Source organism: Actinoplanes sp. NBRC 103695, assembly GCF_030269485.1.
In the GTDB taxonomy this organism is placed as follows: Bacteria; Actinomycetota; Actinomycetes; order Mycobacteriales; family Micromonosporaceae; genus Actinoplanes.
This window is the reverse complement of the sequence record NZ_BSTL01000016.1, coordinates 151,550-166,064: the sequence shown is the minus strand read 5'-3', so window position 1 is coordinate 166,064 and position 14,515 is coordinate 151,550. Positions and strand designations below refer to the sequence as shown.

12 protein-coding genes are annotated in these 14,515 nt (G+C 72.5%); 11 read left to right on the top strand and 1 reads right to left on the bottom strand.

The window, feature by feature from the left end; translation table 11 throughout:
- Positions 1-432: 432 nt before the first annotated feature.
- A complete protein-coding gene (locus tag QSK31_RS28455; RefSeq protein ID WP_285687501.1) occupies positions 433-1,269 on the top strand; it encodes a class II fructose-bisphosphate aldolase in 837 nt (278 codons plus the stop codon).
- A gap of 115 nt (positions 1,270-1,384) precedes the next feature.
- Here the strand turns inward: QSK31_RS28455 and QSK31_RS28450 are convergent, their stop codons facing one another.
- Positions 1,385-2,683, bottom strand: coding sequence for a DUF1349 domain-containing protein (locus tag QSK31_RS28450; RefSeq protein ID WP_285687500.1), 1,299 nt, complete (start codon positions 2,681-2,683; stop codon positions 1,385-1,387).
- An 87-nt stretch (positions 2,684-2,770) separates the two neighbouring features.
- Here QSK31_RS28450 and QSK31_RS28445 point away from each other — a divergent pair, with 87 nt between their 5' ends.
- From QSK31_RS28445 to QSK31_RS28400, 10 genes are all read left to right on the top strand, one after another.
- The gene (locus QSK31_RS28445; protein ID WP_285687498.1) at positions 2,771-4,057 is read left to right on the top strand and encodes a sensor histidine kinase; all 1,287 of its coding nucleotides are present in this window, start codon (positions 2,771-2,773) and stop codon (positions 4,055-4,057) included.
- Positions 4,054-4,710 carry a response regulator transcription factor gene (locus QSK31_RS28440; RefSeq protein ID WP_285687496.1) on the top strand — a complete coding sequence of 219 codons (657 nt, stop codon included), beginning with the start codon at positions 4,054-4,056 and terminating at the stop codon, positions 4,708-4,710. Before QSK31_RS28445 ends, QSK31_RS28440 begins: the two co-directional genes overlap by 4 nt.
- 506 nt (positions 4,711-5,216) lie before the next feature.
- The gene (locus tag QSK31_RS28435; protein ID WP_285687494.1) at positions 5,217-6,335 is read left to right on the top strand and encodes a hypothetical protein; all 1,119 of its coding nucleotides are present in this window, start codon (positions 5,217-5,219) and stop codon (positions 6,333-6,335) included.
- A gap of 136 nt (positions 6,336-6,471) precedes the next feature.
- Complete coding sequence (locus QSK31_RS28430) at positions 6,472-7,221, top strand: vWA domain-containing protein (protein ID WP_285687492.1); 750 nt, start codon at positions 6,472-6,474, stop codon at positions 7,219-7,221.
- Complete coding sequence (locus QSK31_RS28425) at positions 7,218-8,003, top strand: PP2C family serine/threonine-protein phosphatase (protein WP_285687491.1); 786 nt, start codon at positions 7,218-7,220, stop codon at positions 8,001-8,003. The genes QSK31_RS28430 and QSK31_RS28425 overlap by 4 nt, the downstream gene beginning before the upstream one ends.
- A complete protein-coding gene (locus QSK31_RS28420; protein ID WP_285687489.1) occupies positions 8,000-9,304 on the top strand; it encodes a protein kinase domain-containing protein in 1,305 nt (434 codons plus the stop codon). Before QSK31_RS28425 ends, QSK31_RS28420 begins: the two co-directional genes overlap by 4 nt.
- On the top strand, positions 9,301-9,897 hold the full coding sequence (locus tag QSK31_RS28415) for a 4Fe-4S single cluster domain-containing protein (RefSeq protein WP_285687487.1): 597 nt from the start codon (positions 9,301-9,303) through the stop codon (positions 9,895-9,897). The genes QSK31_RS28420 and QSK31_RS28415 overlap by 4 nt, the downstream gene beginning before the upstream one ends.
- Entirely contained in the window at positions 9,894-11,066 is a 1,173-nt protein-coding gene (locus QSK31_RS28410; protein ID WP_285687486.1) for a hypothetical protein, read from the top strand. Before QSK31_RS28415 ends, QSK31_RS28410 begins: the two co-directional genes overlap by 4 nt.
- The gene (locus QSK31_RS28405; protein WP_285687484.1) at positions 11,063-12,964 is read left to right on the top strand and encodes an AAA family ATPase; all 1,902 of its coding nucleotides are present in this window, start codon (positions 11,063-11,065) and stop codon (positions 12,962-12,964) included. The genes QSK31_RS28410 and QSK31_RS28405 overlap by 4 nt, the downstream gene beginning before the upstream one ends.
- A complete protein-coding gene (locus tag QSK31_RS28400) occupies positions 12,961-14,457 on the top strand; it encodes a hypothetical protein (RefSeq protein WP_285687482.1) in 1,497 nt (498 codons plus the stop codon). Before QSK31_RS28405 ends, QSK31_RS28400 begins: the two co-directional genes overlap by 4 nt.
- The last annotated feature ends 58 nt before the right edge of the window (positions 14,458-14,515 follow it).

Here is a 14,515-nt window from a genome sequence, read left to right as displayed (position 1 = left end):
CGCTGGACAGCACCATACGCGCACAAACGGCTGTTGACAGCTGCGCGTTCGATCAGTTGACTCGATCGCAGAATGATCGTGGTGGCCCCGATCGAGTCACGGCGCACGGCGCGGTCGCCGACGGCGCTGGCGCGCGGCCTGCGCGACCACACGTCGTGGTCGAGTTACTCGTGGGGGCGGTGGCGCCGGCCGGGGCGACCACACGCCGTGGTCGAGTCACTCGTGGAGGCGGTGGCGCCGGCCAGGGCGACCACACGCCGTGGTCGAGCTCGTGGAGGCGGTGGCGCCAGCCGGGGCGACCGTTGTCACGCTGGTGGCCGGCACCTTCGACCCGAACCCCATACCAAAGGCCGAGAGCGGCCACCGAGGTCGCCGTCCTGACCGGGCCCGGCCGCCCCGAACCACTTCGCTGAGAAACACCAAGGAGCAACCATGTTCACCCCGACCGGAGAGCTGATCGAGCGGGCGCGTGCGGCCGGCGGCGCGGCGGGCGCCTTCAACGTGATCATGATCGAGCACGCCGAGGCGATCGTGACCGGCGCCGAACAGGCCGGTCTTCCGGTGATTCTGCAGATCAGCCAGAACGCGGTGAAGTTCCACCACGGCCGGCTGGCCCCGATCGCCGCGGCCGCGCTGAGCGTCGCCGAGGCGGCCGCCGTGCCGGTGGCCCTGCACCTGGACCACGTCGAGGACGACGAGTTGCTGGACCAGGCCGCAGGCAACGGTTTCGGCTCGGCGATGTACGACGCGTCGAAGCGACCCTTCGAGGAGAACGTGGCCGCAACCCGTGCCGCCGCGGAACGGTGCCACGCCCAGGGCCTCTGGGTGGAGAGCGAACTGGGCGAGGTCGGCGGCAAGGACGGCGCGCACGCCCCGGGTGTGCGCACAGACCCGGCGGAGGCGGCAGCCTACGTAACGGCGACCGGCATCGACGCGCTGGCCGTGGCAGTCGGCTCGTCCCACGCGATGCTGACGCGCACCGCAACACTCGACCACGACCTGATCGCCCGCCTGCGCGAGGCTGTGCCCGTGCCCTTGGTCCTGCACGGCTCCTCAGGCGTCCCGGACGACGAACTGACCAAGGCCGTCCACGCCGGCATGGTCAAGATCAACATCGGCACGGCCCTGAACACAGCCTTCACCGGCGCGGTCCGAGCCACACTCGCCGACCAGCCCGGCCTGGTGGACCCCCGCAAGTACATCGCACCGGCCCGAGACGCGATGGCCAACACGGTGGCCGCCGCCCTCCACCTCCTCGCCGGCGGCTGAAGCCCGAGACACCTCCTCACCGTCGACCGCAACCCGAGACACCCACCACCACCCCGGACGGACACGTGACCTACGGAAGCGTCTGATCCAGGCCGGGACCGTTCGCTGCGCGTACCTAAGCCTTGATCTTGGAAAGACCGACCACCACCCCCGCGTAGGCCGCCAGGACCGCCAGCCCGCCCCACCAAGGCAGCGGGAAGTAACCCGCCGAAGGCGCGTAGTTCGCGACCACCTGCGGGTATTCGACCAGGGTCTGCTGCACGGCGAACCCGGCCGCCGGAGTCAGCCGCAACAGCCACGAAGCCACCGCATCGGGAAGCAGCGGCAGGGCCGTGAGCAGGTAGGGCACGCAGACCAGGGCCACCGCGATCACCGAACCGAGCCACGGTCGCCGGGTCCAGCGGGACAGCCCCTGTGCAAGGACGGCACTCAGTGCAAGCGCCACGGCGAGGCCGATGATCACCCGCGCGCCCGTCAGCGGAGACAGTGGCTGGACCGGGATGTGGTGAGCGTGCAGCACAGCGAAGCCCGCGGCCACCGTGACACCGACGGCCACCAGGCCGGTGGCGAAGGCGGCGAAAGCCAAGGGCAGGAACCGCCAGCGGGGACGAGCGCCGAGAACGAGCAGGATGATCAGCGCGATCGGCAGGCCGAGCATCAGCGACCGCACGGTGAGCACGCCCTGATCGCTGAGCGGGCCGATGTCGCCCGTACCGCTGACCGTGATGACGCCGTCCTGCGAGACGGCTCCGGAGGCGTGGTGATGCTTCTCCCAGTCGGTCATGTTCATCTCGCCGACCGGCTCGCTGCGCCACGGGGCGGACGACGGGGTGACGTTGTCGAAGACGCCCACCGCCTGGGTGAAGCGGGTTTGCTCCGTGCCGTTGCGGAGCACCGTCAGCGCGCCGGGTGAGGTGGCGAAGAGGCCCACCTGCGCCGTCTCGGGCAGGCCGGACAGGGTCGCCGTGCCGACGGTGTGCCACTGCTTGCCGTCGGTGGACTGGGCGCCGGTGATCGTGTCGCCGCTGCGGGTCAGGCGCAGCCAGTTGCCGTCGCCGCCGGCCACGTCGTGCTCGAAGCCGTGCTGGAAGCGGACCCCGTGCGCTCCGGTCAGCATCAGCGCGGCGTAAGACGAGCCGGGACGCACGCCGTCCTTGACGATGATCCCGGTCTTCGCCCACGGCACCAGGCCGGGCCTCGGCGGGTAGGTGACCGTGCCGGTCATCGAGGTCAGCCGCACCGTGATGCTGCCGGACGGGCCCAGGTCGCGGTGGTAGAACCAGAACTGGTCGGAACCCTCGGCCAGCGGCGTGGGGCAAGGTCCACCGCAGGAGGAGCGATTTCCGTACGCGGAAAGCAGCCCCAGCCCGATGACGATGAGGGCTGCGGTTGCCAAGGCGATGAGTCGGCGCATGCGAGAAGTTCTACGGCGCTGGGCCTAACGCCAGCCGCATCGGTGTTGTCACGCCCCTGTTAGGCGCCGCAGGGCATGCTGGGCGACATGCGAGCGAGGGCGAGGTTCACGATTTTGTACGCGGGAGGCTTCCTCGCGTCCGGGGTGCTGATGATCGGGCTGACGTTTCTGCTTGCCCAGACCAAGGCCACGTCCCCGGCGGGCACGCCCAGGCCACCAGGTCCGCCGGCGCCGCCGCCCGAGGCGATCCAGACACGCCAGCTACTGGTGGGAGCGGTGCTCTCGCTGATCATCATGGCGATCGCCTCCCTGCTGGTCGGGCGCCTGCTGGCCAAGCGGGTCCTCCGGCCGCTGCGGGACATCGCGAGCGCCACCCGTCGCATCTCGGCCGACAGCCTGGATGCGCGACTGGCCGTGCGGGGGCCGGTCGACGAGGTGAAAGATCTCGCCGACACCGTCGATGAGCTGCTGGAACGGCTGGAGGTGTCGTTCGGGGCACAGCGCCGCTTCGTGGCGAACGCCTCGCACGAGCTGCGAACGCCCCTCGCGACGATGCGCGCGTCGCTGGACGTGGCGGTCGCGAAACCCGCCCCTGCGACGTCCACGGTGGCGCTCGCCGACCGGCTACGCCCCCAGCTGGACCGGGTGGAGCATCTGCTCGACGGGTTCCTGGTGCTGGCCCGCGCCCAGCACGGCGCCCTCGCCGACACCGCCCCGGTCGACCTGACCGCGCTGGTGACGGCGGCGTTGCCGGCCGATGCTCCGGCGACGACCCTGGACATGCCTCCGTCGCTGGTGGTCCGGGGCAGTCCGCCGCTGCTGTCCCGCCTGGTCGGCAACATCATCGACAACGCCGTCACGCACAACGAGCCGGACGGGTGGATCACCATCAAGGGCGTCCGCGGGTACGCCGAGGCGACGCTGACCGTCGAGACCGGCGGGGCGTTGCTCGCTCAGGCCGAGGTGGACCGGCTGACGCAGCCCTTCGAGCGGCTGGGCGGCGAACGGACCGGCTCCTCCGGCCTCGGCCTGTCCATCGTCGCCGCGGTGGCGGCGGCCCACGGCGGCCGGGTCGACCTGCGGGCCCGCCATTCGGGCGGCCTCGCCGTGACCATCACCCTGCCGTCCGACACCCAGCCTTCAATTACCCCGCCTTCCGTCAACCCACCGTCCGACACCGGGCCATCCGTCGCCCCGCCGCCCGTCAACCCTCCGTCCGTAACCTCTCAGTCAGGCACCCCTCAGTCAGGCACCCCTCAGTCAGGCACTCGACCGTATGTCACCCCACCGTCCGGGACCTCGCCATCCATCACCCCGCCGTCCGAGACCTCCCCGTTCGTGATCCCGCCATCCGGAAGCTCGCCGTCCGCATGAGAATCCTGCTGGTCGAGGACGACCAAGCCCTGGCGGAGGTGGTCGCCGAGGGACTGCGGGACCAAGGTATGGCGGTCGACCTCGCGTATGACGGGCTGGACGCCGCGGCCAAGATGGATGTCACCACGCCGGAGGTGGTCGTCCTGGATCGGGACCTGCCGCGGCTGCACGGCGACACGCTCTGCCAGATGATCATTCAGCGTGCGGACCGGCCGATGGTTCTGATGTTGACGGCGGCTGGTGCGCCGGGCGACCGGGTGAGCGGGCTGACGCTGGGCGCCGACGACTATCTGGCCAAGCCGTTCCACTTTCCCGAGCTGATTCTGCGCATTCGGGCGCTGGCCCGGCGCCGGCCGTTCGCGCGTCCGCCGACGCTCGCGTCCGCCGGCATCGAGCTCGACCCGCTGCGGCGCACCGCGACCCGGGACGGCCGCCATCTGGATCTGTCGGTCAAGGAGTTCGCCGTGCTGGAGGCGCTGCTGGCGGCCAGCCCGGGCTTCCTGAGCGCCGAGGCGCTGCTCGATCAGGTCTGGGACGAGAACGCCGACCCGTTCACCAACACCGTGGCGGTCACGGTCGGCCGGCTGCGCCGTAAGCTCGGCGCCCCGCCGGTCATCACGACGACACCGGGAGTCGGCTACCAGATCGCGTAGGCGAAGCGACCCAGGCGGACCAGCTCAGGTCGATCACCCGCGCGGACCGGCTCACGCGGACGTCGACCTGCGCGAACGGGTGCTGGAGTTGCCCGACCGCAGCGGCGGACCGGCGCAGCGGTGGACCGGCGCAGCGGTGGACCGGCGCAGCGGCGGACCGGCAGGTGGATCGCACGGGTGGATCGGCTCACGGGTTCGCACGGGTAGAGCAGCTCAAGCGGACCGCACGGGCGGAGCAGCCCAAGCAGACCGCACGGGGTAGAACAGCTCGCAGACCGCACGGGCGGAGCAGCTCACGCGGGCCGGCTCAGACGGATCGCTCAGACCGGCGCATAGGCGGTGGTGAACCCTCGGACTCCCCCGGAGGGATTAGGTCGATCGCCGCTTCGGGGCAGGGAACGGACAGGCGGTTCCGTTCTCGCGGCCGTTGTAGCCGTCACTCGCCGTGGCGAAGGATTCGGCATGCCTTCGGAATCGCCGGGGGCGGTGCGGGGAGCGGTAGGTGCATGAACGCGCAAGCACGGGCGCTGGCCATCGTCGCGTCGGTCGCGATCGGAGTGTCGGTCGTGCTGGTGTTCACTCCGTTGATCGCGGGGCTTACCGCTGGCTCGGCGCGCACGACCACGATTGCGGTGGTTGATCTGCATGCCTTCAAGAAGGGTGACGACCGGCGGCTCAGTGGGGAACTCGCCGATGTGGAGGCCGACTTCGTTGTCGTTGTCCGGCCGGAGTCGCCCACGATCCAAGCCGGCCTCGCCGACTGCGAAGAGTCGTCGGTGCCGAAATCGTGTCGGGCCTTGGCCGACCTGAGGGAGCACGCCGTGCCGTTGGAGGCTTCCGATGATGGGACCGATCTGCCGAACGGCTGGGAGAACCGTGGTCAGCGGGCCCCTACCGCGACGTTCGTGCGGACCTTCTCGGCTTCGGGTGGGCGGGACTTCGGCACGGGGCGGGCGGTGAAGACCGGCGGGGTGCTGACGTTTCTGGGTGCTGTCGCGGTGTCCGTTCTGCTCGTCCGCGCGCGGAGACAGCAAGCGGCGGCTACAGGCCTGCACCAGGTGCCGCCCTACCAGCGTTCCGGCCCGCCGACGTCGCCCGCACAGTCGCACCCGTCGCCGCGGGCCTCAGCCCAGACTCCGGCGACGGCCCCGGCGGTCACGCGTCCGGTCGCCGGAACGCAAGAACGGCACCACAGGCCCGGCCCTCAACACGGCGCACACCCCGGTCAGCAGTACGGCGCGCATTCCGTTCCACAGCACGGTCAGCAGCACGCCGCTCCACAGCACGGTCAGCAGCACGCCACGCAGTCCGGCCCACAGCACGGCGCGCACCACGGCGGCCAGCACGGCTCGCACCACGGCGGGCAGCACGGTCAGCAGGTCGGCCCGCCGCCCGGGCCGCTGCCCGACGAGGTGCTGGACGCCGTTCCCGCGACGGTCACCGCGGTCACCCACTTCGGACCGGGCGGCGGATATGTGGACGCCGGCGGTGTCCTGGTCTGGGCCGCCCTGCGCCGGCCCGGCGAGCCGGTCCATCCGGGCAGCTCACTCTCCGTCGTCCAGCACAGTCAGGAAAAAGATGCGCTCGTTGTCAGTCTCAGCGTCAAGCAGGAGGTGCGGCCATGACCGTCGACTCACCGCCCGTGCGGCAGGACCGCAACCGGACGCCGACCACCGTCAGGAGGTCCGGCCATGACCATCGACTCACCGCCCGAGCGGCAGGACCGCAACGGGGCGCTGACGGCCATCAGGAGGTCCGGGCATGACCGTTGACTCGTTGCCGGTGCGGCAGGCCCGTAACCGGACGCTGATCATCATGCTGCTGGACACGTCGTCGTCGATGCGGCAGACCGGTGCGATCGAGGAGCTCAACACCGCGCTGCGGAACTGGGCCGAAGAGTTGCGGGGCAACGACTTCCTGATGTCCTCCGGCGAGATCGCGATGATCACGTTCGGGCGGGGACACGTCGTCGCGGTGGATCCGCGTGGGCAGGTCGCGGGGCAGGCCACCCGGCCGTTCGCGCCGATCCGGGAGTTCAACCCGCCACGGCTGGAGGCGGAAGGGGTGACGCCCATGGTCGAGGCCATCCAGTACGCCCTGCAGGTGCTCAGCACGCGCAAGTCGGAGCTGATGCAGGAGGGCGTCGGCCTCGCGTACCGGCCGATGATCTACCTGCTCACCGACGGGGTGCCGACCGACGAGCAGGGCCGGCCCACCGACCGCTGGCAGGACGTGGCGCCGCTGCTGCGCCAGCACGAGGCCGGCAAGCACCTGCTGTTCTTCGGGATGGGCGTGCGCGGCGCCGATCCGGCGGTGCTGAACGGGCTGGCGCCTCAGGCGAACTACCTGCTTCACGACACCAACTTCACCGAGGTGCTGCGGCTGGTGTCGACCAGCATCGGCTCGGCGCAGGCGGAGTCGCGGGAAGCCCCGGCCGACCAGATCTACCAGCACTTCCAGGAGGACAACGCGAAGAACGCGGCCATGCGTGACTGGCTGACGAACGGATGACCGCCACGGCCGGCCTGCCGGGCTGGCGGGTCATCGCCGGCTCGGTCCCGGGCCCCAACCACGCCAACGTCGGGCTGCCCAACCAGGACAGTGTCAAGCAGCGGGCGCTGCCGGGCGGCCTGCACGTGCTGGCGGTCGCGGACGGCGCGGGATCGGCCGCGCGGGCGTCGATCGGCTCGAACTTCGCGGTCGAGGCGGCCGTGGACGCGGCCGTGCAGTGCTTCGCCCGGCCTCCGGGCTCACCGGCGGCGTGGCGTGCGGCGGTGCCCACCTTCGCGGTTGCCTGCCTGCAGTATTTCGACCAGCAGGTGGTGCGGTCCGGCGGAACCCCGGCGGACTACGCGACGACGCTGCTCGCCGTCGTGGCCGGGCCGCCGTTCCTCGCGTACGTCTGCGTCGGTGATGGTTTTCTCGTCACGCAGCGGCAACCGGGCGGGTCACGGCTGCTCGTGCCGCCACCGGCCACGCGGGAGAGTGCGAGCGAGACGGTCTTCCTCACCTCGCCTGGGCGCGAGGACGACCTGCGGCACGGCCTGCTCGTGGACACCGGGCTGTGCGGGATCGCGCTGGGCACCGACGGTGTGATCGACGGCCTGCTGGACGTGACCCGGGCGCCGGACGGGCGCATGCACCATTCGGCGCCCGCCGACGTCGACGCCTACCTGGACATGTTCCGCAGCCCGGCGGTGGACGCGGCGGACCTGAACCGCAAGCTGTCGTCCCGCGAGTTCGCGGCGTCGTCCGGCGACGACAAGACCCTGCTCATGGCGGTACGCAAGTGAGGACTCGCACGTTGCACACCTCAGCGGGCCGCCCGGTCGACGTCGTCGTCGACGCGGAGATCGGCCGGGGCGCGGAAGGCGTGGTCCTGCCGGTCGCGGACAGCGAGCACGTCTGCGCCAAGATCTACTCGGATCCGGACCGGGCGGCGGGGCTGAGCCCGAGGCTGGACGCGCTCACCCGGCTCGCCCCGGTGGAATGGGGCGGCGACTGCTCCGGGCACCTGCATGTGGCCTGGCCGCGGGCCACCCTGCGCGACGACGACGGGCGCCTGCGCGGCGTGGTGGTGCCGCGGATCTCCGGCGTCCCGCTGCTGCGGCTGCTCGACCCGGCGCGGCGCATCACCGAGCTCGACGAACCGACGTGGCGGACCACGTTCGCGATCGCGGCGCGGATCGGCCGGCTCTTCGACATGCTGCACGCGGCGGGTGTGGTGATCGGCGACGTCAGCCCGAGCAACGTGCTGGTCGACCGGCACGGGCACGTGACGCTGCTGGACTGCGACGGCGTGCAGTTCACCGATCCGGTGACCGGTGAGCTGCACCGCGGCGAGAAATTCACCCCGGAGTACGCGGCGCCGGAACTGCTGCGCCAGGGCGCCGGCATGACCCGCGAGCACGACCTGTTCGCGCTGGGCGTGCTGCTCTGCCAGCTGCTGATGGAGGGCGACCACCCGTACGAGGGGGTGTCGACCGGTTCGCCGCCGTCGGTCAACGTCGCCGACAACATCAAACTGCAGAACAACCGGGTCACCCATCCGGAGCGGATGGTCCCGGCGGTGGGCGCGCTGGGCGGTGAGGTCCTTCCTCCACGGGTACGCGCGCTGATCGGCGCCTGCTTCGAGGCCGGGTACGCCGCACCGGGCAACCGTCCGGCCGGCCTGGCCTGGGCGGACGAGCTGGAACGCACCGGGTACGAGCTGATGGGCTGCCGCCACAATCCGCGCCACGCCTACCACCGGTCGGCGCCGGCCTGCGTGTGGTGTGCCCGGATCGCCGCCGGGCAGGGCGACCACTTCCCGCCGCCGGCCGGCTGGACCGCGCCGCCCGCCTGGGAGCCGACCGTGACGATGCCGCTCCAGCGGCAGCGTCCGCGGCTGAGCGCCTATCCCCCGCCGCCGCGACCGTCCGTCCAGACCGGTGCGCCGCAACCGGTGACCCAGCCGGTATCCCAGCCGGCTCCGACACCGCCCGTCACCCCGGCGAAGGTCGAGACCAAGACCTCGCCCGGCCTGATCCTGGCGATCGTCGTGCTGTCGGTCATCGTCTTCATCCTCTGCGTCGCGGTGGCGAACTCCGCATGATCCGGATAGCGGAGACCCACGCCGCCTGTGACGTGCTCGGACCCGGCACGCGCTTCGTGGTCTGGGTGCAGGGGTGCCCGCTGACCTGCCGGGACTGTGTCAGCCCGCAATGGATCCCGGCCGCCGGCGGCCGGGACGTGCCGGTGGACGATCTGGCCGCCCGGATCGCCGGCGCGCCGGTCGACGGGCTGACCGTCTCGGGCGGTGAACCGTTCGCGCAGGCCGGGGCGGTGGCCGACCTGATCACCGCGGTGCGGGCCCGGCGCGAGATGTCCACGATGGCGTACTCGGGTTTCACGATCGAGCATCTGCGGCGGCGGGGCGACGCGGGCCAGCGCCGGCTGCTCGGGCTGCTGGACCTGCTGGTGGACGGGCCGTACCTGGCGCACCGGCACGCCGACCTGCGCTGGCGTGGCTCGGACAACCAGCGGGTGCACCGGCTCACCGACCGGCATCCGCCGCTCGCCGACGACCGCGGCGCGGGGCTCCAGTTCGAGGTGACCGCGGGCGGGGACATGCAGTGGCTGGGCGTTCCGCCGGTCGCCGGATTCCGCCGCTCCTTCGAGAACGCGATGGGGAGGAATCCACGGTGAGCAGGTCGCCGAAGTACAGCTTCGCCCAGATGACCCGGCAGATCCGGGATGCGCTGCGCCGCGAGCAGGACGTCCGGCGGCGACGCCGGCGCGACGCCGCCGACCGCGAACGGCGGCGGGCGGTGACCGAGGCGGCGACCCGGCACCGGGCGGGCGCGGCCGGTCTCACCGCCGCCGCCGCGGCCACCGGCCGGCAGGCGGACCTCGCCGGGGCACTCGACCGGCTCGGGGCGGCCGGTACGCCCGAGGAACTGGCCGAGGCGGTGGCCGGGCTGGACCGGACGCGGCGGGACATCGAACGGCTGCGCACCGAGGCCGCCCTCCGGGAACGCGCGTCGGTGCGGGACAAGCTGGAGTCGTTGCGCGCCGAGCTGAGCCGGGTGACCGACCGGGCAGCCCTCGACCCCGCCGGAGCACGGGAGATCGACGCACAGCTGGCCGGCACCGGCGCGGCTGACCCGGATGCGCTCGCCGCCGCCGTCGGCGCCCACCTGGACCGGGTGTCCGCCGCGCGGGCCGCCGCCGAGCGGGAGCGCGAGGAGGCCGGCGCCCTGGTCGACCGGCTCGCCGACCGGCTGGAGACGTTGCGCGCGGACGCCCGCGTGGCCCGGGTGCCCTTGGCCGACGACGAGCGCGCCGGGGAGGCGATCGCCATGCTGCACGAGCGGATCGCCGCGCGCGACGTCACCGAGGTGCCGCTGCTCGGCGCGGCGCTGAGCCGCCGGCTGGACGGCATCGAGGACGGGCTGGACGAGGTGATCGACCAGATCTCCGAACGCCGTGCCATCCTCGGCTCGCTGGTCAAGGCGCTGCCCGCGGTGGGCTTCGCGGTGGACGCCGGCAGCCTCACCGAGAACCCGGACGGCACGATCGGGCTGCGCGCGGTCCGGGCCGGCGGCGAGGCGATGGCCGTGCTGGTCACCGCCGAGGAGGAGGGCGGTCACCGGGTGCGGTACGCGTCCGAGACGGTACGGCGGGAGACCGGGCCCGGGCCCGCCTGCGACAGCCTCCTCGACGTGATCAACGCGCTGCACGTGCGGGCGGAACACGACGGCGTGGTGCTCAGCGGCGTCACCTGGGACGGCCGCGACGACGACCCGTCATCCGGCGGCGCGATCCGCCTCCCCCATCAGACCGGCGACGCCGTCCGCCGGGAGGCTCGGCCGTGACCGATCCGCCGAAAGGCGCGCCGTGGCTGGTGCGCGCCTACCACGAGTTGCAGCGCGGGCGGCACCTGGTGATCCACGGCAACGTGGACGACCTGGTCCGGTGGGACCACCGCTACCAGCCGTTCCCGGCCACGCTCACCGACTTCCTCGCGGTGGCCGGCTTCGAGGTGGTGCTGCGGTTCGGGCTGGCCGACGGGATCACGTACCCGTCGCCGGCCGTGCGCGAGTTCGTCCGGCCGTACCTGAGCCCGGAACCCGGACCGGCCACCCAGCCGGCGCCCAGCCCTCATCCGGAGGTTCCGGCCGACCCTCGCCAGGAACGGCTCGCTGCCTCGGCCGACGCCCTCGAAAGGCAACTTCTCAGCGCGGGTACGGCCGAACCGCGCACCGCGACCGACCTGCTCGCCGTGGCCCGCCGGCTGGCCGCGCAGACCGAGCGGAGCTGCGCGATCGTCTGGGAGTCGGCGGACCTGCTGGTCGGCACGGCCGCCCAGGTCACCGGCGACCACCTCACACACGTCGCGCACGTCCGCAGCCTGCTCGCCACCGGCGCCGCCCGGCTCGTGCTGGTCGCCCGCGACCTGGCCGCCCTGCCCGCCTGGCTGCACCGGGACAACCCGACGGTGGCCGCCGTCCTGGCCGAGCGGCCCGCCGTCGCCGAGCGGGCCGCGTTCCTGGCCGAGCGGATCGGCGGCTACCACGGCGCCGCCGACATGCCCGAGAACGAGCTGGGCCGGGCCACCACCGTGCTGGCCAACCTGACCGACGGGATGACCGTGATCGACCTCGGCGCGCTCGCGGACACCTCGCGGCTGGCCCGGATCCCGCCCACCGCCCCGCACCGGCTGGTCGCCCGGCACCGGTTCGGCCTGCGCGACGACCCGTGGGAACAGCTCGACCTGGAGCGGATCCGCACCGCCGGGGGAACGCTGTCCCGGCGGGTGATCGGCCAGCCCGCGGCCGTCCGCGCGGTCACCGACGTGCTCGTCAACGCGCGGTCCGGGCTGGACTTCGGGGCGGGCGGCGACCGGGCCGGCGGCCGGCCCAAGGGCGTCTTCTTCTTCGTCGGCCCGACCGGCACCGGCAAGACCGAGCTGGCCAAGGCCCTCGCCGAGCTGGTCTTCGACGACGAGACCGCGCTGCGCCGGTTCGACATGAGCGAGTACAGCCAGGAGCACACCAGCGAGCGGCTGACCGGCTCGCCGCCCGGTTTCGTCGGCCACGAGCACGGCGGCACGCTCACCAACTGGGTGCTGGAACGGCCGTTCAGCGTGCTGCTCTTCGACGAGATCGAGAAGGCGCACGAGAAGATCATGGACAAGTTCCTGCAGATCATCGACGACGGGCGGCTCACCGACGGGCAGGGCCGGACGGCGCACTTCAGCCACTCGATCGTGATCTTCACGTCGAACATCGGCGCCAGCGACCTGGGGCGGGCCGACGCCGGGCCGGAGATGTCCTACGAGGCCGTCCGCGACCACTTCCACCAGGCGGTCCGCGACCACTTCGGCACCCGGCTGCGGCGGCCCGAGCTGCTCGGCCGGCTGGGCAGCGGCGTGGTCGTGTTCGATCTGCTGCGCGAGGACGTCACCAGGGACATCACCGCCAAGTTCCTCGACCAGCTCGAGGAGGCTGCCCGGCACCGCGGCTGGGACCTGGTGCTGGACCGGCCGGCGATCAGCCGCGCGGTGGCCGAGGAGATCGCGCGGCGGGGCTCCGCGCTGGGCGCGCGGCAGATCCGCAGCCCGCTGCTGGAGGATTGGGTACGCGTACCCCTGAATCGGTGGATCCTGGAGAACCAACCCGCCGCCGGCGCGCGCATCCTGGTCCACCGCACCGCCTCCTCACCGCCCTTCGCCGTGTCCGCGATGGCCGCGACCGGGGAGCCGGACGAGTGAGGACGAGCAGCCCACCGGCCACGTCGGACCCGGACGACTTCGACGCGCTGGTCGCCGAGGTCGACTACTACGAACACCAGCCGTCCCTGGACCGGGAGGCCTTCGACGCGTACGTGCGGGCCGAATCCGCCCTGGAGACGATCGTCATGGGCGCGGCGGCCTCCCGGCAGAAGGCGTTCGAGTTCGCCGGCGCGCACGAGTTGTTCGGACGGTTCGCCCAGCTCAACGAGGTGCAGCGGGAGATCGCGCTGCGCGAGCGGCAGGCCGGTGCGGACGCCGATCCGGAGTACGCGGCGACGCTCGACCACATCATCGCGGCGACGACCGGCGCGGTCCTGCTCGCCGAGGGCCTGCAGGACGTCAACCGGGCCGACGAGCGCCGCGGCGCCGCCGACTTCGAGACCGCCGAGGTGCACCTGCGGTCCGCGATGGCCGCGTTCGCGCGCCTGGCCGAGGACGACGACCTGCCGTTGCACGAGGTGGGCGCGCTGCGCTACACGCTGACCGAGGCGATGCTGCAGATGGTCACCGGGCTCTCGCAGATGCGCTCCGGGGACTTCGTCGGGGCGTACGGGTGCTTCGACAAGACCGGCGTGGTCTTCGACGAGCTGCTGCGCCAGGCGTCCGACTCGGCCGACCCGCAGTTCGAGGAGCTGCGCCGGGACCTGTCCGACGGGGTGCGCTACGTGAAGGCGGCGCAGAGCTTCGTCGAGACGTTGCGCGAGGCGCAGAACGGCAACTATCCCGACGCGGTGGTGGCCGGCCGTGAGGCGGTGTCGGCGTACCAGCGGATCTTCGACGAGGCGGTGAGCCGCCAGGTGTCCCGCAACGCCCGCGCGCTGACCGAGATGGAACTCGCCCGGGTGCGCGGATGGCTGGCCTGGGCGGGCGCCGAGCTGGCCGTCGACCGCTGCCGGTGGGACGAGTGCCGCGACCTGATCCGCCAGGCCCGGGCCCAGTGGAACGAGGCCAACCGGGTGGCCGCCCGCCTGGTCTACCTCGGCGTGATGGGCCAGCGCCCGGAGGCCGGCAACACCGACCTGCTCCTGCACAGCACGCTGCGCCGCTGCGACCGGGAACGCAACTTCCAGGTGGAGCTCGACACGCTGCGCCGCCGCATCGACCAACCCAACCGGATCGAGATCCACGCCCAGGGAGGCACCATGTCCAGCTCGACCTTCAACGGCCCCGTCACGTCCGGCAGCATCGGCGACGGCAACCGGATCGAGAACACCACGATCAACGCCGCGCCCGACCTCAAGCCGCTGGCCGCCGAGCTGACGGAGCTGCGGGAGGTGCTGTCCGCGGCCGCCCGCACGCCGCAGGAGCAGGAGTCGGTGACGGCCGTGGTGGCCGCCGGGGAGGCCGCGGCCCGCGGCGACGAGACCGGGACGAACCGCCACCTCCGGGCGGCCGGGCGGTGGGCCCTGGAGACCGCTCAGCAGCTGGTCCTGACCACCGCGGCCGCCGCCATCCGCAGCGGCCTGGGGTGACAGCTTCGCGGCCCGCGACTCGAGGTAACGCTGCTCGGGGCGGCCGCGGTCTGGTGGT